Source organism: Enterobacter soli (genome assembly GCF_964208575.1).
Taxonomy (GTDB): Bacteria; Pseudomonadota; Gammaproteobacteria; order Enterobacterales; family Enterobacteriaceae; genus Enterobacter; species Enterobacter soli_A.
In genome coordinates, this window is sequence record NZ_CAXOFU010000002.1 from 23,206 (window position 1) to 43,015 (window position 19,810).

Consider the following 19,810-nt stretch of genomic DNA (forward strand, 5'->3'; position numbering starts at 1 on the left):
TACCAAACCAAAAACATACCCAATGGGCGCTATCTCTGGCCCGGGGATCTTACATCCAAAAATGAGGATCTGACATGGAATTTTTCCATCTGCTTAAAGCCAGTCAGAAGTCTGGCAAGAAAGATGCGGTGATATGGTTCACTGCGAAAAGTGCTGCGCGCGCCAATCTCCAACTCGATGTGGCACTGGAAGAAGCAGGCATTGAAGAAACTGGCCGCGGTAAAGACTACGCCAAACCGATCCGCACCGATTTCCCGGTATATAACGACCTGCCGGAAGAAGGTACCGTGGATTACACCTGGTGCGAGCGCTACTCACTCCAGGCCGACGGGCGCACCTGGCTGCCGAAGGCTGGTGATGTGTCGACTGGCGCAGTGGACAACACTGCCGCACAGGAAACGACCGTTAAAGTTGAAACTACCGTCGAGAGTGTCCCGCTTGAAAACCGCACTCCAGCGGTTCGTTATGCCGTCCACCTGACCAGCGACAAATACCAGTCACATATCACTAAAGAGCAGCAGCTGGCTGCCAGCGAAATGTCACTGGATGAAGGCAACACCTATCTCCAGAACCTGCTGCTGGCGAAGAACGACATCCCTGAAGTTGCCGAACTCAGCCTGAATGCTGAGTGGAAGATGATCCAGGCTGTTAAGGAGATTTTCGCACCAAACGAAGAGCACGAAGTTAAGTTGCTGGCTGCCTTCATGGCCGACTGGTTGAGAGTAGATGCTGGCGACCGCAATGAGGTAGTAAGAGAGTGGAGGAACGGAAAGCTTACTCTTCTGCTCAAATCAGAAAGAACCAGCGACGACGGGGTTGAAACTGGTCAGGATATCGCAGCTGATGACGGTATCCAAATTGACGAGAATGATGACGAAACCACACGTTATCCAGTCGTTCGTATGCCCTTCCGTAAGCAGCTACTCGCTCAGTTCACCTCAGACGAACTGCGCCATCACGTAACTCGCGAAGAGTACGAAGCTATTAGCGCGCTGGAAATGGACACAGACAACAGCTATGTCCAGAACCTGCTGCTGGCGGCAGAAAACTGCGAGGAGGTCAAAGGGTACGATACCAAAGACCTGTGGCGCTACACCGATGCCATCCGCAAAGTATTCAGCCAGGAAAAGCGTCATGAACTCGCTTTGGTTCTCCGCTTCACCAGAATCTGGGCGGCGACTGATTACATCGACCGTGGCATCCTGGCGCGCGAATGGGCAACGGGCAATCGTGTGAGCAATGTACAGCGCACTGACGCAGGCACCAATGCCGACGGCGGTTATGTCACTGATCGCGGCGAAGGCGCACATCACACCCTTGATACCCTCGATCTGGAGATCGCCTGCGCCCTGCTGCCGATGGATTTTCACCACTTTGAAATCCCTTCCAGTGTTTTGCGCAGCGCCAAAGAGATCGTCGCGACCAAAGAAGAGCCATGGAAATCTTGGAGCAAAATCCTGCGTAACCAGCCCGGCGTTCTGGCGGTTAACCGCGCGGCTATCTTCAACTTGGTGCGTATCGCGCCTGAGAATATCCACCTGACGCCGGTTGCGCATCTGGAGTTCGTGAACCAGACGATGACCGCGGAATTCAACGCTGCAACTGAGCTGATGCCACTCCCAATCGCACAACCAGAAGCAGAAACCCAAACTGCCGAAGAACATCAACTGCCAAAATGGGCAGAGGCGGGCGAGCAACAACTCGCTGAAGGGAGTGAAGCTGAAACGCAGACCCTGCCGAAGTGGGCGAACACGACCGCCAGCCAGCCGCAGGTCGAGAACCTCGGCGGTGGCATGTTCTCCATCAATGCCCTAATGGGTGGGAATAACGATCAGGTCTTCAATACCATCTCAAATGAAGTCGAAGAAACGGAAACCGAAGCGGAGACCACCAGCGATGTGCAGATGGAAACGACTCAGCCAGAGAAAGTCGAAAATACTGATTCGGTTCAACCAGGCGAAAGCGTTGATGCAGTTGATCCGCAAACAGTTGCCCTGAGCCCGGCTGAGGTTCTGGCCGCCGCGGCGCCGGAGCTGGCGAACGCCGCGCAGCCGGAAGTAATCACCGAAGCGGCGGAGGAGACCGTCAGCGCGCCGGAATATCCTGCTTATTTCGAACCAGGCCGCTATGAAGGTCTGCCCAACGAGGTTTACCACGCAGCCAACGGCATCAGCTCAACTCAGGTGAAAGATGCGCGCGTTTCGCTGATGTATTTCAACGCGCGGCACGTTGCCAAAACCATCCCGCGCGCGCCATCGAAAGTGCTGGACATGGGTAACCTGGTTCACGCGCTGGCACTTCAACCAGAAAACCTCGATGAAGAGTTCAGCGTTGAACCGGCGATCCCGGAAGGAGCCTTCACGACCACTGCAACTCTGCGCGCCTTTATTGACGAGCACAACGCCACCCTGCCGGCACTACTGAGCGCTGAAGATATCAAAGCGCTTCTGGAAGAGCACAACGCCACCCTACCCGCGCAGGTGCCGATGGGCAGCAGCCTGGAGGAAACGGCGCAGAGCTATATGGCCCTGCCTGCGGAATACCAGCGGATCGGTGCAGGCCAAAAGCAGACCGCTACTGCAATGAAGGCCTGCATCAAAGAGTTCAACGCCACCCTGCCCGCACCAGTTAAAACCAGCGGCAGCCGTGACGCGCTGCTTGAGCAGCTGGCGATCATCAACCCTGATCTGGTGGCGCAGGAAGCCCAGAAGCCGGCACCGCTGAAAGTGTCAGGCACCAAAGCTGACATGATCCAGGCGGTGAAGTCAGTCAAACCGGATGCAGTATTCGCTGACGAGCTGCTGGAAGCCTGGCGCGACAATCCCGACGACAAGATTCTGGTAACGCGCCAGCAGCTGGCGACCGCACTGGCGATTCAGTCGGCACTACTGGCACATCCAAGCGCTGGCATGTTGCTCCAGCACCCAAGCCGCGCTGTTGAGGTGAGCTACTTCGGCTTTGACGAGGAGACCGGCCTGGAAGTCCGTGTGCGCCCTGACCTTGAGATCGACTTGGACGGCGTGCGTATCGGTACTGACCTGAAAACTATCAGCATGTGGAACGTTAAGCAGGAAAGCCTGCGCGCCAGGCTACACCGGGAAATTATTGAACGTGATTATCACCTGAGCGCGTCAATGTACTGCGAAACCGCGGCGCTGGATCAGTTCTTCTGGATTTTCGTCAACAAAGACGAGAACTACCACTGGATCGCCATCATTGAGGCATCCGCTGAACTGCTGGAACTGGGAATGCTCGAGTACCGCAAAGCGATGCGTGCTATCGCAACCGGATTTGACACAGGTGAATGGCCAGCACCAATCACAGCCGACTACACCGACGAACTGAACGACTTCGACCTGCGCCGCCTTGAAGCGCTGCGTACTCAGGCATAAGGGGGATATATGCAAAATACCAACGTTACCGTGGCTGATCAGAACACCGTTATCAATTCCAATGTGGCTTTGTTCGATTCCCAGTATCTGAACGCCATCAGCACTTTTGCGCAGATCATGGCGCAAGGCACAGCGACTGTTCCTAAACACCTTCAGGGTAATCAGGCCGACTGCATGGCTGTAGCTATGCAAGCGGCACAGTGGCAGATGAATCCCTTTGCCGTGGCGCAGAAAACTCACCTGATTAACAGTGTGCTCGGGTATGAAGCGCAGCTGGTTAATGCCGTTATTTCGCGCAGCGGCGTGCTGGCCAGCCGCTTTGAATATGAATGGTACGGGCCATGGGAAAAAGTTGTTGGAAAATTCAATATTCGCAAAAGTGAAAAAGGTGAGTACCGCGTCCCGGGCTGGACCATGTCTGACGAAGCAGGAATCGGCATCATTATCCGCGCAACCCTGAAAGGTGAAGAGCAGCCGAGAGAACTTGATTTACTGCTGGCTCAGGCCCGCACCAGAAACTCTACCCTGTGGGCTGACGACCCTCGCCAGCAACTGGCGTACCTGGCCGTCAAACGCTGGGCGAGACTGTTCTGCCCGGATGTGATTCTGGGCGTTTATACCCCGGATGAACTGGATGATCGCCGTGAAGAACGAGAGGTAAATCCCGCACCGGCGCAGCACGTTAGCCTCGCTGATATTTCAGGTGACAACGTCACTACGACTCAAACGGCTCAGGAATCAGCTCAAAATATTGATGCACTTGCTGATGATTTCCGTGACCGCATCGAGGCGGCTCAGGATGTGGATAGCGCTAAAGCTCTGCGTGCAGATATTGAAACCGTGAAAGCAACGCTGGGTTCTGCCCTGTTCACTGAGCTGAAAAACAAGGCCGTGAAGCGTTATTACCTGGTGGACGCACGCAACAAAGTTGAGGCCGCTATTAACTCCCTTCCCCAGCCTGACGAGCCAAATGCCGCTGACCGATTCGCGGAAGCCGAGCGCGTGCTGGCATCTTCAAAGCGTCACCTTGGCGACGAGTTGCACGATCAGTTCAGCATTACCCTGGCGGATATGAAACCGGAATACCTGGCCTAATACTGAAACCGAAATATCAACGACTAATGACCGGCATATTTATACTCATGCCGGTTACCTGAGGTGAACCATGTCGCAGGTAATTTACGATTCAGAATGGGGCGTTGCTTCAAAACTAAAAGAGAAGACAGGCCTTACCGATCGTCAGATTAAAAGCTATCGCCAAACCCACTGGGTCGAAGGGGTGCATTTTAAGAGGATCCCATTGGATGGAAGCTGTTCTGAAGAGCGAGGACTTGTCTGGTACAACATCCCAAACATTAACAGGTTTGTGAAGGAGGCGTGATGGCCGCAGTGCCAACTGGTGTTGAAATCCACAATAATAAAATACGAATTAGTTTCAAGTTTCATGGCGTTAGATGCCGAGAAACATTGAAAGGGTGGATCGTAAATGCTTCGAATGTCAAAAAAGCCGGGAATCTAAGGGCCAAAATTGTAAGCGAGATTCAACTGGGCACTTTTGACTACCGGGGCATGTTCCCGGAGTCGAAGGTAGCAGCCAAGTTTTATACATCTAAAAATATTACGACGTTCACCGAACTTGCATTAACCTGGTATGAAAACCATAAAATCGATCTCTCACCCAATGCCACAAGAAGCTATGGGATAGCTGTAAGAACGTTAACAAAACTTATTGGCCCAGACACGCTGGTTGCATCTATCACCAACAGCGACATTTTGGGCTGGAGAAAGGAATTGCTCATTGGCGAGACTAACTATGCTCCCGAAAAGAGGAGAAATAAAACCGGCCGCTCCGTTAGAACAGTAGATTATTATATGGCCATCATGCGACAAATCCTCGACTATGCGGTTAAAAATAAAGTTATTTCATATCAACCATATGTTGGAATAAAAAGGCTCCGCAAAGGGAAAACAAAACCAGATCCCCTTCTGAGACATGAGTTTGAGCAGTTGAAAGATACTGCTCCGGCTCAGCAGAAAAATATGTGGCAATTTTTTGCTTACACCGGCGTTCGGCCCGGCGAGCTTTGCGCTCTTGCCTGGGAGGATATCGATTTTAACACCGGCGAAGCTAATATTGCGCGCAATCTAACTCAGGAAGGATTATTTGGCCCCCCCAAAACCGAAGCAGGATACCGGACGATCAAGTTACTGGAGCCGGCTCTGGAGGCTTTACGGGCTCAAAAGGAGCTTACGGGGAGTGCCCCTAAGGTACCAATAACTTTTCACCACCGGGAGTTCGGGAAAACGGAAACGCAAAAGCTGCACTTTGTGTTTATGCCTCGACCTCAGAGAGGCAAGCAAGCTGCGTACTATTCAGTCAGCTCAATTGTGTCACTATGGGATATTACGGTAAGACGATCGGGCATTCGCCGCAGACGCCCCTACCAGCTGCGTCATACATATGCGTGCTGGATGTTGTCGGCAGGTGCTAATCCTGCTTTTATAGCGAATCAGATGGGTCATGAGAATGCAGAGATGGTCTTCCATGTATACTCTGCGTGGATAAATGCTCTCGATAGCGATCAGGTATCATTTTTGAATCAGCGCTTTGGCGGATATGCAAATGCCCCTACAGTGCCCCTGAAGGTAAAAACAAAGTAGCTAACCATTTGATTTTCCGGTGATATTTAATGAAAAAGCTGTTTGTGCAGTTTTATCTGTTGCTGTTTGTCTGCTTCCTGGTGATGACCATGCTGGTCGGGCTGGTCTATAAATTCACCGCCGAGCGCGCTGGCCGACAGTCTCTGGACGACCTAATGAAAAGCTCGCTCTACCTGATGCGCAGCGAACTCCGTGAAATCCCGCCGCACGACTGGGCCCACACCCTGAAAGAGCTGGATCTGAACCTGTCGTTCGATCTGCGCATCGAGCCGATGAAGGATTTCGAATTAGATCCGCCTGCCATGCAGCGCCTGCGTGACGGGGATATCGTGGCGCTCGATGAGAAATACACCTTTATCCAGCGCATTCCGCGCAGCCACTACGTGCTGGCGGTCGGCCCGGTGCCGTATCTCTATTATCTGCATCAAATGCGGCTGCTGGACATGGCGCTGCTGGCGTTTATCGCCATTTCGCTGGCCTTCCCGGTCTTTATCTGGATGCGGCCCCACTGGCAGGACATGCTGAAGCTGGAATCCGCCGCGCAGCGCTTTGGCGAGGGACATTTCAGCGAGCGGATTCATTTTGACAGCGGTTCCAGCTTCGATCGTCTGGGCATTGCCTTCAACCAGATGGCGGATAACATCAACGCGCTGATTGCCAGCAAGAAACAGCTGATCGACGGGATTGCCCACGAGCTGCGCACCCCGCTGGTGCGCCTGCGCTATCGTCTGGAGATGAGCGAGAATCTCACCGAGGCGGAATCCCAGGCGCTGAATCGCGATATCGGCCAGCTGGAAGCGCTGATTGAGGAGCTGCTGACCTACGCGCGACTCGATCGCCCACAAAACGAGCTGAACCTTACCACGCCTGACCTGCCCGTCTGGCTGCAAACCCATATCGACGACGTCCAGAGCGTTAACCCGCAGCGCACGCTGCTGACCGCCGTCACGCCGGGCGACTACGGCGCGCTGGATATGCGCCTGATGGAGCGCGTGCTGGATAACCTGATGAATAACGCGATGCGCTACAGCGACAGCACGCTGCGCATAGGCCTGGATTTGCAGGGCAACCAGGCGACGCTGTCCGTCGAGGACGACGGCCCCGGCATTGCCCCGGACGAGCGCGAAAAAGTGTTTGAGCCCTTTGTGCGCCTGGATCCGAGCCGCGACCGCGCCACCGGCGGATGCGGGCTTGGGCTGGCGATTGTCCACTCCATCGCCCAGGCGATGGGCGGCACGGTGCGCTGTGGCGAGAGCGAGCTGGGCGGCGCGCAATTCTGCTTTAGCTGGCCGGTGTATCACAACATCCCCCTTCCCGTTCCTGCCTGACCCCACCGCACGCTGGCCTGACCCGGCGTGCTGTGCTATACCGTAAGTATGTTGTAACTAAGGAAGGGTTTTATGGCGACTTACGATCTTATCGAAAGGCTCAACACCACGTTTCGGGAAATGGAGCATGAGCTGCTCAGCCTGACCGAGCGTTTGCAGACCTGCCGTCTGCTGGCGGCGCGCGTCTTTAGCCTGCCGGATGTGGAAAAAGGGGCCGAGCACGATCCGCTGGAAACCATCGAGGTGAAGCAGCACATCGGCAAAGACGCGCTGGATCTCGCCCTGCAGCATTACCGCCGCCTGTTTATCCAGCAGCAGTCGGAAAACCGCAGCAGCAAAGCGGCGGTTCGCCTGCCGGGGGTGATCTGCCTGCAAACCGATGCCGCGACCCGCGAAGCGCTGGAAACACAAATCGGCCACATCAACGCCCTGAAAGCCGCTTTCGAGAAAATCGTCACCGAGGAGTCGGGATTAGCCCCTGCCGCCCGCTTTGAGTGGGTACACCGCCAGCTTCCGGGGCTGATTACCCTCAACGCCTATCGCACCCTGACAGCGCTGCGCCACCCCGCCACCCTGCGCTTTGGCTGGGCCAATAAGCACATCATCAAAAACTTTACCCGGGATGAGATCCTGGCGCAGCTGGAGAAAAGCCTGAAGGCGCCGCGCACGGTCGCTCCCTGGTCGCGGGAGCAGTGGATCGAACGGCTGGAGCAGGAGTATCAGAGCATTGCCTCGCTGCCCGCCAGCACGCGCCTTAAAATCAAGCGTCCGGTAAAGGTGCAGCCTATCGCGCGGGTCTGGTATTCGGGGCAGCAAAAGCAGGTGCAGCACGCCTGCCCGACGCCGCTGATTGCGCTTTACGATGCCAGCCAGGGCGCCGTGGTGCCGGATATCGGGGAGCTGCTGAACTACGATGCCGAAAACGTTCAGCATCGCTATAAGCCAGAGGCGCAGCCGCTGCGGTTGATTATTCCGCGGCTGCACCTGTACGTGGCGGAGTGATTATTTCAGGCTGCCGACCATCTCTTCCGGGCGCACCCAGGCGTCGAATTCGGCCGCCGTCAGATAGCCCAGCGCTAGCGCGGAGGCCTTCAGCGTCAGCCCCTCCTTGTGCGCTTTCTTGGCGATTTCGGCGGCTTTATCGTAGCCGATATGGGTATTGAGCGCGGTCACCAGCATCAGCGACTCGTTCAGCAGTTGGCTGATGCGCTCGCGGTTGGGCTCGATCCCCACCGCGCAATGCTCGTTAAAGCTCTCCATGCCGTCCGCCAGCAGGCGCACGGACTGCAGCAGGTTATGGATAACCATCGGGCGATAGACGTTGAGCTCAAAGTTGCCGGACGCGCCGCCCATGTTGACCGCCACGTCGTTGCCCATCACCTGACAGCACAGCATGGTCATGGCCTCACACTGGGTCGGGTTCACCTTGCCCGGCATGATGGAGCTGCCCGGTTCGTTCTCCGGAATGCTGATTTCGCCAATCCCGCAGCGCGGGCCTGAGGCCAGCCAGCGCACGTCGTTGGCAATCTTCATTAACGAGGCCGCCAGCCCTTTCAGCGCCCCGTGGGTATGCACCAGCGCATCGCAGGTGGCGAGCGCTTCAAACTTGTTCGGCGCGGTGACAAACGGCTGCCCGGTGATATTCGCCAGCTCTTGCGCCACGCGCACCGCGTACTCGGGATGGGTGTTTAGCCCGGTGCCCACCGCCGTCCCGCCAAGCGCCAGCTCCGCCAGATGCGGCAGGCTGTAATCAATGTGCTTGAGGTTATGTTCCAGCATCGCCACCCAGCCGGAGATCTCCTGGCCGAGGGTCAACGGCGTGGCATCCTGCAGGTGGGTACGCCCGATTTTGACGATGGTGCTGAACGCCTGCGCTTTCTCGCTGAGGGTCTTTTTCAGCACGTTGAGCTGCGGAATAAGCTGCTCGCGGATGGCGATCACCGCCGCGACGTGCATCGCCGTCGGGAAGACGTCGTTGGAACTTTGGCTTTTATTCACGTCGTCGTTCGGGTGAACCTTGCGCTCCATCCCGCGCGCGCCGCCCAGCAGCTCGCTGGCGCGGTTCGCCAGCACTTCGTTCATGTTCATGTTGCTTTGCGTACCGGAGCCGGTCTGCCAGATGGCGAGAGGGAATTCGTCGGGGTGTTTACCTGCCAGCACTTCGTCCGCGGCGTTAATGATGGCGGTGGCTTTATCCGCCGCCAGCAGGCCTAAGTCCTGGTTCACTTTGGCCGCCGCGCGCTTGGTCAGCGCCAGCGCCTGGATCAGCGAAACGGGCATTTTTTCCGTCGAGATACGGAAATGCTCCAGCGAGCGCTGGGTCTGCGCGCCCCATAGCTTGTCTGCCGGGACGTCGATGGCGCCCATGGAATCTTTTTCGCTACGTACCGTGGTCATTACTTTCTCCTTGATAACAATGATGGAATTGCTCACATGCTTAAGAGATAAGTATTGATGGCTTCAGGAATGCTGTATGGCGCTTTGTGCGCTCTTTTTGGCGTCGGGTGGCGCTGACGCTGACCCGACCTACCAGATTCGTAGGCCGGGTAAGGCGCAGCCGCCACCCGGCAATTTACAGAATTACTTCACACACGCCGAACACTGGGACGACTGGATCTGTTTGAAGAAGTCGTTGCCCTTGTCATCCACCAGGATAAACGCAGGGAAGTCTTCCACTTCAATTTTCCAGATCGCTTCCATCCCCAGCTCAGGGTATTCCACGCACTCCAGGCTCTTGATGCTGCCCTGCGCCAGCACCGCCGCCGGGCCGCCGATGCTGCCGAGGTAGAAGCCGCCGTGCTTGTGGCACGCGTCCGTGACCTGCTGGCTGCGGTTGCCTTTTGCCAGCATGATCATGCTGCCGCCGTTGGCCTGAAGCTGATCGACGTAGGAATCCATACGCCCCGCCGTGGTCGGGCCCAAAGAGCCGGACGCATAGCCCTCTGGCGTTTTCGCCGGGCCCGCGTAGTAGATCGGGTGATCTTTAATGTACTGCGGCAGCCCTTCGCCGTTGTCCAGGCGCTCTTTCAGCTTCGCGTGGGCAATGTCGCGGCCCACAATAATGGTGCCGTTCAGGGACAGACGCGTGGAGACCGGATACTGAGAAAGCTGCGCCAGGATCTCCTTCATCGGCTTGTTCAGGTCGACGCGTACCGCTTCGCCCTCGCCCGCTTTACGCAGCTCTTCTGGGATGTATTTGCCCGGGTTGTTTTCCAGCTTTTCGATCCAGATACCGTCGCGGTTGATCTTCGCTTTGATGTTGCGATCCGCGGAGCAAGACACGCCCATGCCCACCGGGCAGGACGCGCCGTGGCGCGGCAGGCGGATCACGCGGATATCGTGGGCAAAGTATTTACCGCCAAACTGCGCGCCGAGACCCAGGTTCTGCGCTTCGATCAGCAGCTCCTGCTCGAGCTGCACGTCGCGGAACGCCTGACCGTGCTCGTTACCTTCTGTTGGCAGACCGTCGTAGTACTTGGTGGAGGCGAGCTTCACGGTTTTCAGCGTGCTTTCAGCGGACGTCCCGCCGATCACGAAGGCGATGTGGTACGGCGGACACGCCGCGGTGCCCAGCGTGCGCATCTTCTCCACAAGATAATTCTTCAGCTTGCCCGGGGTGAGCAGCGCTTTGGTTTCCTGATAGAGGTAGGTTTTGTTGGCTGAACCGCCGCCTTTGGCGATGCACAGGAATTTATATTCGTCGCCGTCCACGCTGTAGAGGTCAATCTGCGCCGGCAGGTTGGTGCCGGTGTTGACCTCTTTATACATATCCAGCGCCGCGTTCTGCGAGTAACGCAGGTTGTCTTCGATATAGGTGTTGTACACGCCGTGGGCCAGGGCCGCTTCGTCACCGCCGCCGGTCCAGACGCGCTGACCTTTTTTACCGGTAATGATGGCGGTGCCCGTATCCTGGCAGGTTGGCAGAATGCCTTTCGCGGCGATATCCGAGTTGCGCAGGAACTGCAGCGCAACGTACTTATCGTTTTCGCTGGCCTGCGGGTCGCTCAGGATATCTGCAACCTGCTGCTGGTGCGCCGGGCGAAGCATAAAGGAGGCGTCGTGGAAGGCCTGCTGCGCCATCAGCGTCAGCGCCTGCGGCTCAACTTTAAGGATCTCCTGTCCTTCAAACTCAGAGACAGAAACGTAATCGCGGGTTAACAGATAATACTCGGTTCGATCCTTACTTAGAGGAAAAGGATCCTGATAATAGAAGGGTTTATTCGACATTGTTCTCTCACTTACTGCTTGGGTCTGATTATTCAGGGCAGATGTTCCGCTGCCCGGCTTAAAAGCGAGTTAGCCTATCCTACACAATTTTTTAACAAAAACTGAGACTAGTACGACTTTTTACATCCGCAGGTTACATCCACGCGGTTTATTGCTTTAATACCCGCAGTTAATTCCACATTTGAATCAGGGCTTGATAATGCAAAAACTCATCAACTCAGTGCAAAACTACGCCTGGGGAAGTAAAACTGCGTTAACGGATCTCTACGGCATCAACAATCCAGACAATCTGCCGATGGCAGAGCTGTGGATGGGTGCGCACCCGAAGAGCAGCTCAAAAGTTGAAGACGCCAGCGGCCAGGTTCGCTCCCTGCGCGAAGTGATTGACGCGGACAAATCCGCGCTGCTGGGCGAAAAGGTTGCCCGCCGTTTTGGCGAGCTGCCGTTCCTGTTTAAGGTGCTGTGCGCCGACCAGCCGCTCTCCATTCAGGTTCACCCGAACAAGAAAGCCTCTGAAATCGGTTTTGCGAAAGAGAACGCCGCGGGCATTCCATTAGATGCCGCCGAGCGTAACTACAAAGATCCGAACCACAAGCCCGAGCTGGTCTTTGCCCTGACCCCCTTCCTGGCAATGAACGCGTTCCGCGAGTTCTCCGAACTTATCTCTCTGCTGCAGCCGGTCGCGGGCGCGAACAACGCCATCGCCCACTTCCTGCAAAACCCGAATGCCGAAGGCCTGAGCCAGCTGTTCGCCAGCCTGCTTAACATGCAGGGCGAGGAAAAATCCCACGCGCTGGCGGTGCTGAAAGCCGCGCTGAACGACCAGCAGGGTGAACCCTGGGACACTATCCGCCTGATCGCCGAGTTCTATCCGGACGATAGCGGTCTGTTCTCCCCGCTGCTGCTGAACGTGGTGAAGCTCAACCCGGGCGAAGCGATGTTCCTGTTTGCCGAAACCCCGCACGCCTATCTTCAGGGCGTGGCGCTGGAAGTGATGGCGAACTCCGATAACGTGCTGCGCGCGGGCCTGACGCCGAAGTACATCGACATTCCGGAGCTGGTGGCCAACGTGAAGTTTGTGGCCAAACCCGCATCGGAGCTGCTGACCCAGCCGGTTAAACAGGGCGCAGAGCTGGACTTCCCGATCCCGGTGGAAGATTTCGCGTTCTCCCTGCACGATCTCAGCCAGGCAGAAACAGAGGTGGCCCAGGACAGCGCGGCGATCCTGTTCTGCGTGGAAGGCGAAGCGGTGCTGCACAAAGACGCGCAGCGTCTGGTGCTCAAGCCGGGCGAGTCGGCGTTTATCGCCGCCAATGAGTCACCGATTAGCATCAGCGGCGCGGGTCGTCTGGCGCGAGTTTTCAATAAGCTATAACCGCTTACTGATTTTTGTAACAACTCTTGCTAATCTAGTTAATGACTTTTATCACCAGGCGGTTTTTACCGCCTGGTTTCATTTTAGGGATAGTCGCAATGAAAAAATCGGTCGTAGCGGTTGGCGTTATTGTTGCATTGGGCGCGATCTGGACGGGTGCGTCCTGGTTTACCGGCAAGCAGCTGGAGGGTCGTCTGGCAGAGATGGTGGCGCAGGCCAACAGCGAAATTAAGCGCAGCGCGCCGGAAGCCGGCGTAGAGCTGAGCTATCAAAACTACCAGCGCGGCGTGTTTACCAGCCATATGGAGCTGGTCGTGAAGCCGGTTGCGGGCACTGAGAACCCGTGGCTGAAGCCCGGCCAGAGCGTGGTGCTGGACGAAGTCGTGAGCCACGGCCCCTTCCCGCTGGCGCAGCTTAAGAAATTTAACCTCATTCCCTCTATGGCATCCGTGAAAACCGTTCTGGTGAACAACGATGTCACTAAACCATTGTTCGATATCGCGAAAAACACCTCGCCATTCGAAGTGCAGACCCGCATCAGCTATGCCGGTGACACAAGTTCTGATATCGCGCTTAAGCCGCTGAACTACGAAAACGGTAACGAGAAAGTCGCCTTTAGCGGCGGTAACTTTACCCTCGACGCCGATCGCGACGGTAAAACCTACTCCCTGAGCGGCGAAGCGCAGAGCGGACTGGTGGACGCGGTTAACGAGTTCGATCAGAAGGTTCAGCTGACCTTCAACAACCTGAAAGCCGACGGCAACAGCCGTATGACCAGCTTTGACGAGCGTATCGGCGATCAGAAAATCAGCCTTGAGAAGGTCGCCATCGCGGTAGAAGGTAAAGAGATGGCGGTGCTGGAAGGGATGGATCTGGACGGAAAATCCGATGTATCCAAAGACGGCAAGAGCATCAATACCCAGCTGGATTACACCCTGAAAAGCCTGAAGGTACAGAATCAGGATCTGGGCACCGGCAAGCTGTCGCTGAAAATCGGCAACATCGACGGCGCGGCCTGGCATCAGTTTAGCCAGAAATACAGCCAGGAAAGCCAGGCGCTGCTGACCGACGCCGCGTTAAAGCAGAATCCGGAAGTGTATCAGCAGCAGGCGATGGCGGTACTGTTCAACAACCTGCCGATCCTGCTAAAAGGCGAACCGGTGATTACCGTGGCGCCGCTGAGCTGGAAGAACAGCAAAGGCGAAACCAGCTTTAACCTGTCGCTGTTCTTAAAAGATCCGGCCACTGCTACGGGTGAAGCCCAGACGCTGGCGCAGGAAGTGGATCGCAGCGTGAAGTCCCTCGACAGCAAGCTCGCTATCCCGGTGGATATGGCCACCGAGTTTATGACCCAGATTGCGAAGCTTGAGGGTTACGGTGAAGAAGATGCCGGCAAACTGGCGAGCCAGCAGGTGAAAGGCCTGGCGGCGATGGGCCAGATGTTCCGCATCACCACCCTGGAAAACAACACCATTGGTGCCAGCCTGCAGTACGCCAACGGCCAGGTTACGCTTAACGGTCAGAAAATGCCGCTGGAAGAGTTCGTGGGAATGTTTGGCATGCCAACCCTCGGCGCTCCAGAGCCCGCTGAACCCGCAGCCCCGGTAGCGCCACCCGCGCCGGTAGCGCCTCAGCAGTAATGTAAAAAACCCCTCGATGAGGGGTTTTTTATTGGCCTGTCGGCGGCTGGGATTATTTGATAGTCACCAGCCGCGCCGACACAATCTGGTGCCCCGTCTGCACGTCTGATTTCTCAATGCGCTGCATCATTCTGTCCGCCAGGGTATAGCCCATCTCCCGCGCGGGGGTTGTCGCCCAGACGATGGGCAGATCGTCCAGCGCGCTTTCGCCCACATCCGCAAACGCCCCCAGCGCCACCTGATGGCCGAAGAAGGTTTCAACGCCCCCCTCGCCGCTCTGACGCCCGGCCCGGATCAGGCCAAACCAGGCGCCCATGGCAATCACGTCGTTGTAGCAAATCACGGCGCTGATGGTGGGGCTGCTGCTAAGCATTGAGCCGATCGCTTCTGCCGCTTTCTTCTGGCTGGATTCGCACTCCACGACCCACTCGCTGTGGAACGGCAGTCCGTACTTGATAAGCGTGGCGCAGTAGCCCCCGACCCGTTCGGCGCGGGTCAGGGAGGAGCTTTTTCCGCCCAGCCAGGCAATGCGCTGATGGCCGCGTCGAATAAGATGTTCGGTCAGCATTTGTGCGGCCTGCATGTTGTCCGGGCGCAGGGTATCGGCTTCGTCCAGATAGCTGGCGCGCGAGGCAAACACCAGCGGCACGCCTTTCTCTGCGGCGCGTTCGCACAGCTCGCTTCCCACCCCGGAGGCTCCCGCGACAATCACGCCGTCGACGCCCTGCATCAGCAGCATGTCCAGACGGGACAGCAGCTGCTCCGGCTCGCGGCCGCCGTGAAGTAAAAACACCATCCTCCCCTGCGCTTCGAGCGCTTCGGTCAGCCCGGCGGTCAGTTCAGCGTAAAACGGCGAGGTCAGATCGCGAACAATCAGCCCAATAACCCCGCTCTGACCGCCGCGCAGAACCGAGGCCTGGCGATTTCGCACGAAGCCGAGCTGTTCCACCGCCTCGTTTACGCGCTGGCCCGTGGCGGAAGAGATACGCCCTTTTCCGCTCAGCACCAGCGAAACGGTACTGACCGATACGCCAGCCGCCAGGGCAACATCGTTAATGGTGACTTTTTTCGCTACAGCCATGTGTGGCGGAACTCCCTGATAATGAGATCGGTAAAACGTTTTATCAATACGATGTATTTATACTACCAGCCAAAGATGGAGAATGTGATTCAGCGCGCACTAAAGTTTGATAAAACGTTTTATCTTCTCGCAGCATTGAAGCAGGCAAATCTATTTTACCAATAAAGGAGTCGTTTTATGACGGCGAAAGCGGCACAAAAAATATCGCTGTGGGAGTTTTTCCAGCAACTGGGTAAAACCTTTATGCTGCCCGTGGCGCTTCTCTCCTTCTGCGGGATCATGCTGGGGATCGGCAGCTCGCTAAGCAGCCATGACGTTATTACCCTGATCCCGTTCCTTGGCAACCCGGTACTGCAGGCCATCTTTATCTGGATGAGCAAGGTCGGCTCCTTTGCCTTTAGCTTCCTGCCGGTGATGTTCTGTATCGCCATCCCGCTGGGTCTGGCGCGTGAAAATAAAGGCGTGGCGGCCTTTGCGGGCTTCGTCGGCTACGCGGTAATGAACCTTGCGGTTAACTTCTGGCTCACGGCGAAAGGCATTCTGCCAACCACCGATGCAGCAATCCTGAAAGCCAATAACATTCAGAGCGTGATTGGGATCCAGTCCATCGATACCGGGATTCTCGGCGCGGTGATCGCGGGCGTGATCATCTGGATGCTGCACGAACGCTTCCACAATATTCGCCTGCCCGACGCGCTGGCCTTCTTCGGCGGCACCCGCTTTGTCCCGATTATCACGCTGGTGGTTATGGGCCTGTTTGGTCTGATCATTCCGCTGATCTGGCCGGTCTTCGCGATGGGCATCACCGGGATCGGCCGCATCATCAACGGCGCGGGTGATTTTGGCCCGATGATCTTCGGTACCGGCGAGCGCCTGCTGCTGCCGTTCGGCCTGCAACACATTCTGGTGGCGCTGATCCGCTTTACCGAAGCGGGCGGCACGATGGAGGTGTGCGGTCACGACGTGAGCGGCGCGCTGACCATCTTCCAGGCGCAGCTGAGCTGCCCGACCACGCACGGCTTCTCCGAAAGCGCGACCCGCTTCCTGTCTCAGGGTAAAATGCCGGCCTTCCTCGGCGGCCTGCCGGGCGCGGCGCTGGCGATGTACCACTGTGCTCGCCCGGAAAATCGTCATAAAATTAAGGGCCTGCTGATTTCCGGCGTGATCGCCTGCGTGGTTGGCGGCACCACCGAGCCTATCGAGTTCCTGTTCCTGTTCGTTGCCCCGGTGCTGTACCTCATTCACGCGGTTCTGACCGGTCTGGGCTTCACCGTGATGGCGGTTCTGGGCGTGACGATCGGCAACACCGACGGTAACGTGATTGACTTCGTGGTGTTCGGTATTCTGCACGGCCTGTCTACCAAGTGGTATCTGGTGCCGGTTGTGGCGGCTATCTGGTTCGCGGTGTACTACGGGATCTTCCGCTTCGCCATCACCCGCTTCAACCTGAAAACCCCAGGCCGCGATGCCGATACCGCCAGCAGCGTGGAGCAGGCGGTTGCGGGCACCGTGGGTAAATCGGGCTACAACACCCCTGCTATCCTGGCGGCGCTGGGCGGCGCGGATAACATCACCTCTCTGGATAACTGCATCACCCGCCTGCGTCTGTCGGTGGCGGATATGTCCAAAGTGGATACCAACGCCCTCAAGGCCAACCGGGCCATCGGCGTGGTACAGTTGAATCAGCATAATTTGCAGGTTGTCATCGGCCCGCAGGTGCAGTCCGTCAAAGACGAGCTGGCGACCCTGATGCGAACGGTCGAAGCCTGATGCCTCGCCCCCTCGCCATGAGGGGGTTTTACTTTAAGGACCAACGTTATGACCGATTTTTCTAACGTCGTCGATCGTCACGGCACCTGGTGTACCCAGTGGGATTACGTCGCAGACCGCTTCGGCGCCGCCGACCTGCTGCCCTTCACCATCTCGGATATGGATTTCGCCACCGCCCCCTGCATCATCGACGCATTACATCAGCGCATTAACCACGGCGTGTTTGGCTACAGCCGCTGGAAAAACGACGAATTCCTGGCCGCGGTAGCCCACTGGTTTAAACAGCGCTTTAACAGCCGGATCGATCCCGAATCCCTCGTCTACGGCCCGTCCGTCATTTATATGGTGTCGGAGCTGATCCGCATCTGGTCTGACGCGGGCGACGGCATTGTGGTTCATACCCCGGCCTACGATGCCTTCTATAAGGCCATCGAAGGCAATCAGCGCACCGTTGTGCCCGTGGCGATGGAGAAAAACGCGCAGGGCTGGCAGGGCAATATGGCCGCGCTCGAAGCCGCCCTCGCGAAGCCGCAGAACAAGATCCTGCTGCTGTGCAGCCCGCAGAACCCTACCGGAAAGGTATGGACGCACGAGGAGCTGAGCACCATGGCAGCGCTGTGCGAGCGCTACGGCGTGGCGGTCATCAGCGATGAGATCCATATGGATATGGTGTGGGGCGAACATCGCCATACCCCGTGGAACGCCGTCGCGCGGGGGAAATGGGCGCTGCTCACCTCCGGCTCCAAGAGCTTTAACATTCCGGCGCTGACCGGCGCCTACGGGCTGATTGGCGATGACGAGAGCCGCAGCGCTTATCTCAGCGCCCTGAAGGGTCGCGACGGGCTTTCATCCCCTTCCGTTCTGGCGCTGGTGGCGCACATTGCCGCCTATCAGGAGGGCGAAGCCTGGCTCGACGCGCTTCGCGACTATTTAGCGGGGAATTTGCGCTACGTTGCCGACGAGCTTAACCGCGCCTTCCCGGCGCTGAACTGGCAGCCGCCGGAGGCCACCTATCTTGCGTGGATTGACCTGCGCCCGCTAAACATCGACGATCGCGCGCTGCAAACGGTGCTGATCGAGCAGCAAAAGGTTGCCATCATGCCGGGATATACCTACGGTGAAGAGGGTAACGGTTTTGTTCGCCTCAACGCAGGCTGCCCGCGCAGCAAGCTGGAGCAAGGGGTTCAGCGCCTTATCGCAGGCATTAACGTCCTGCTGTAATCCATTTGCGCAACGGAATATTCCCTTGCGCAAATAGCTTTTTACCCCGTTTTGTTTTTATAATATGGCGCACTTTAACCAGAAAAGAGTGCGACCATGATTGATACACGCCTTCCCCTTACTGATATCCATCGTCACCTTGACGGTAACATTCGTGCCCAAACCATTCTCGATCTTGGCCGCCAGTTCAACCTGACGCTCCCCGCTCAAACGCTTGAAACCCTGATCCCTCACGTTCAGGTCACCTCAAATGAACCGGACCTGGTGAGCTTCCTGAGCAAGCTCGACTGGGGCGTGAAGATGCTGGCCTCGCTGGATGCCTGCCGCCGCGTGGCGTTTGAGAACATCGAAGATGCGGCGCGTAACGGCCTGCACTATGTCGAACTGCGCTTCTCGCCGGGCTATATGGCGATGACCCACAATCTGCCGGTGGCGGGCGTAGTGGAAGCGGTCATTGCGGGCGTGCGCGAAGGCTGCCGGGCGTTCGACGTCGAAGCGCGTCTGATTGGTATCATGAGCCGCACCTTTGGCGAGGCGGCCTGTTTGCAGGAGCTGGAAGCATTGCTGGCGCATCGCGACCAGATTGCCGCTGTCGATCTGGCGGGCGACGAGCTGGGCTTCCCGGGCAGCCTGTTCCTCTCCCACTTCAACCGCGCGCGCGACGCGGGCTGGCACGTCACCGTTCACGCGGGTGAAGCGGCGGGCCCGGAAAGCATCTGGCAGGCAATCCGCGAGCTGGGCGCCGAGCGCATTGGCCACGGCGTCAAGGCGGTGGAAGATCGCGCCCTGATGGACTTCCTCGCCGAGCAGCGTATCGGCATTGAATCCTGCCTGACCTCCAACATTCAGACCAGCACCGTCGCCTCGCTGGATAAGCACCCGCTGAAAACCTTCCTCGAGCACGGCGTGCTGGCCTCGCTCAACACCGACGATCCGGCGGTTCAGGGCGTGGACATTATTCACGAGTACACAATTGCGGCGCCGAAAGCCGGGCTGAGCCGGGAGCAGATCCGCCAGGCGCAGATTAACGGGCTGGAAATGGCCTTCCTGACGCCCGCTGAGAAACAGGCGCTTAAGGATAAAGTGGCTCGCGGTTGAGCCTTTGCCGGGCGGGT

General features: G+C 57.2%; 14 protein-coding genes. 11 read left to right on the forward strand and 3 right to left on the reverse strand.

Going from position 1 to position 19,810, the window contains the following annotated elements:
* The first annotated feature begins 74 nt into the window (after nucleotides 1-74).
* The 6 genes from AB6V08_RS01920 (at nucleotide 75) to tus (ending at nucleotide 8,383) form a co-directional block, all read left to right on the forward strand.
* A complete protein-coding gene (locus AB6V08_RS01920) occupies nucleotides 75-3,392 on the forward strand; it encodes a RecE family exodeoxyribonuclease (RefSeq protein ID WP_368541012.1) in 3,318 nt (1,105 codons plus the stop codon).
* A 9-nt stretch (nucleotides 3,393-3,401) separates the two neighbouring features.
* Nucleotides 3,402-4,487, forward strand: a complete 1,086-nt coding sequence (locus tag AB6V08_RS01925) for a RecT family recombinase (RefSeq protein WP_368541014.1) — start codon at nucleotides 3,402-3,404, stop codon at nucleotides 4,485-4,487.
* Nucleotides 4,488-4,557: 70 nt separating this feature from the next.
* Complete coding sequence (gene xisR / locus AB6V08_RS01930) at nucleotides 4,558-4,773, forward strand: excisionase family protein (protein WP_368541015.1); 216 nt, start codon at nucleotides 4,558-4,560, stop codon at nucleotides 4,771-4,773.
* Entirely contained in the window at nucleotides 4,773-6,053 is a 1,281-nt protein-coding gene (locus AB6V08_RS01935; RefSeq protein WP_368541016.1) for an Arm DNA-binding domain-containing protein, read from the forward strand. The genes xisR and AB6V08_RS01935 overlap by 1 nt, the downstream gene beginning before the upstream one ends.
* Nucleotides 6,054-6,082: 29 nt before the next feature.
* Nucleotides 6,083-7,381, forward strand: coding sequence for a two-component system sensor histidine kinase RstB (rstB, locus tag AB6V08_RS01940; protein WP_368541017.1), 1,299 nt, complete (start codon nucleotides 6,083-6,085; stop codon nucleotides 7,379-7,381).
* A 72-nt stretch (nucleotides 7,382-7,453) separates the two neighbouring features.
* The gene (tus, locus tag AB6V08_RS01945) at nucleotides 7,454-8,383 is read left to right on the forward strand and encodes a DNA replication terminus site-binding protein (protein ID WP_368541018.1); all 930 of its coding nucleotides are present in this window, start codon (nucleotides 7,454-7,456) and stop codon (nucleotides 8,381-8,383) included.
* On the opposite strand, the gene fumC is transcribed toward tus, so the two are convergent.
* Nucleotides 8,384-9,778 carry a class II fumarate hydratase gene (fumC, locus tag AB6V08_RS01950; protein WP_368541019.1) on the reverse strand — a complete coding sequence of 465 codons (1,395 nt, stop codon included), beginning with the start codon at nucleotides 9,776-9,778 and terminating at the stop codon, nucleotides 8,384-8,386.
* A 183-nt stretch (nucleotides 9,779-9,961) separates the two neighbouring features.
* Complete coding sequence (gene fumA, locus AB6V08_RS01955; RefSeq protein WP_368541021.1) at nucleotides 9,962-11,608, reverse strand: class I fumarate hydratase FumA; 1,647 nt, start codon at nucleotides 11,606-11,608, stop codon at nucleotides 9,962-9,964.
* 199 nt (nucleotides 11,609-11,807) lie between these two features.
* On the opposite strand from fumA, the gene manA reads away from it, so the two are divergent.
* A complete protein-coding gene (gene manA, locus AB6V08_RS01960) occupies nucleotides 11,808-12,983 on the forward strand; it encodes a mannose-6-phosphate isomerase (protein WP_368541022.1) in 1,176 nt (391 codons plus the stop codon).
* A gap of 98 nt (nucleotides 12,984-13,081) precedes the next feature.
* Nucleotides 13,082-14,623, forward strand: a complete 1,542-nt coding sequence (locus AB6V08_RS01965; protein WP_368541023.1) for a YdgA family protein — start codon at nucleotides 13,082-13,084, stop codon at nucleotides 14,621-14,623.
* A 52-nt stretch (nucleotides 14,624-14,675) separates the two neighbouring features.
* On the opposite strand, the gene AB6V08_RS01970 is transcribed toward AB6V08_RS01965, so the two are convergent.
* A complete protein-coding gene (locus AB6V08_RS01970) occupies nucleotides 14,676-15,704 on the reverse strand; it encodes a Mal regulon transcriptional regulator MalI (RefSeq protein ID WP_368541024.1) in 1,029 nt (342 codons plus the stop codon).
* A 177-nt stretch (nucleotides 15,705-15,881) separates the two neighbouring features.
* On the opposite strand from AB6V08_RS01970, the gene malX reads away from it, so the two are divergent.
* The 3 genes from malX to add all read left to right on the forward strand — a co-directional run bounded on the left by malX (nucleotide 15,882) and on the right by add (nucleotide 19,793).
* Nucleotides 15,882-17,474: a maltose/glucose-specific PTS transporter subunit IIBC gene (gene malX / locus AB6V08_RS01975; protein ID WP_368541025.1), complete on the forward strand. Its 1,593-nt coding sequence runs from the start codon at nucleotides 15,882-15,884 to the stop codon at nucleotides 17,472-17,474.
* A gap of 48 nt (nucleotides 17,475-17,522) precedes the next feature.
* Nucleotides 17,523-18,695 (forward strand): MalY/PatB family protein, encoded by a 1,173-nt coding sequence (locus AB6V08_RS01980; protein WP_368541026.1) that lies wholly within the window; start codon nucleotides 17,523-17,525, stop codon nucleotides 18,693-18,695.
* A gap of 96 nt (nucleotides 18,696-18,791) precedes the next feature.
* Nucleotides 18,792-19,793 (forward strand): adenosine deaminase, encoded by a 1,002-nt coding sequence (gene add, locus AB6V08_RS01985; RefSeq protein WP_368541027.1) that lies wholly within the window; start codon nucleotides 18,792-18,794, stop codon nucleotides 19,791-19,793.
* Nucleotides 19,794-19,810 lie beyond the last annotated feature (17 nt).

Excerpts from the sequence above, each read along its gene's own strand:
- xisR (WP_368541015.1), top strand. The coding sequence starts at position 4,558 with ATGTCGCAGGTAATTTACGATTCAGAATGGGGCGTTGCTTCAAAACTA.
- AB6V08_RS01920 (WP_368541012.1), top strand. The coding sequence starts at position 75 with ATGGAATTTTTCCATCTGCTTAAAGCCAGTCAGAAGTCTGGCAAGAAA.
- fumC (WP_368541019.1), bottom strand. The coding sequence starts at position 9,778 with ATGACCACGGTACGTAGCGAAAAAGATTCCATGGGCGCCATCGACGTC.
- AB6V08_RS01965 (WP_368541023.1), top strand. The coding sequence starts at position 13,082 with ATGAAAAAATCGGTCGTAGCGGTTGGCGTTATTGTTGCATTGGGCGCG.
- fumA (WP_368541021.1), bottom strand. The coding sequence starts at position 11,608 with ATGTCGAATAAACCCTTCTATTATCAGGATCCTTTTCCTCTAAGTAAG.
- add (WP_368541027.1), top strand. The coding sequence starts at position 18,792 with ATGATTGATACACGCCTTCCCCTTACTGATATCCATCGTCACCTTGAC.
- manA (WP_368541022.1), top strand. The coding sequence starts at position 11,808 with ATGCAAAAACTCATCAACTCAGTGCAAAACTACGCCTGGGGAAGTAAA.
- tus (WP_368541018.1), top strand. The coding sequence starts at position 7,454 with ATGGCGACTTACGATCTTATCGAAAGGCTCAACACCACGTTTCGGGAA.
- malX (WP_368541025.1), top strand. The coding sequence starts at position 15,882 with ATGACGGCGAAAGCGGCACAAAAAATATCGCTGTGGGAGTTTTTCCAG.
- AB6V08_RS01970 (WP_368541024.1), bottom strand. The coding sequence starts at position 15,704 with ATGGCTGTAGCGAAAAAAGTCACCATTAACGATGTTGCCCTGGCGGCT.
- AB6V08_RS01935 (WP_368541016.1), top strand. The coding sequence starts at position 4,773 with ATGGCCGCAGTGCCAACTGGTGTTGAAATCCACAATAATAAAATACGA.
- AB6V08_RS01980 (WP_368541026.1), top strand. The coding sequence starts at position 17,523 with ATGACCGATTTTTCTAACGTCGTCGATCGTCACGGCACCTGGTGTACC.
- rstB (WP_368541017.1), top strand. The coding sequence starts at position 6,083 with ATGAAAAAGCTGTTTGTGCAGTTTTATCTGTTGCTGTTTGTCTGCTTC.
- AB6V08_RS01925 (WP_368541014.1), top strand. The coding sequence starts at position 3,402 with ATGCAAAATACCAACGTTACCGTGGCTGATCAGAACACCGTTATCAAT.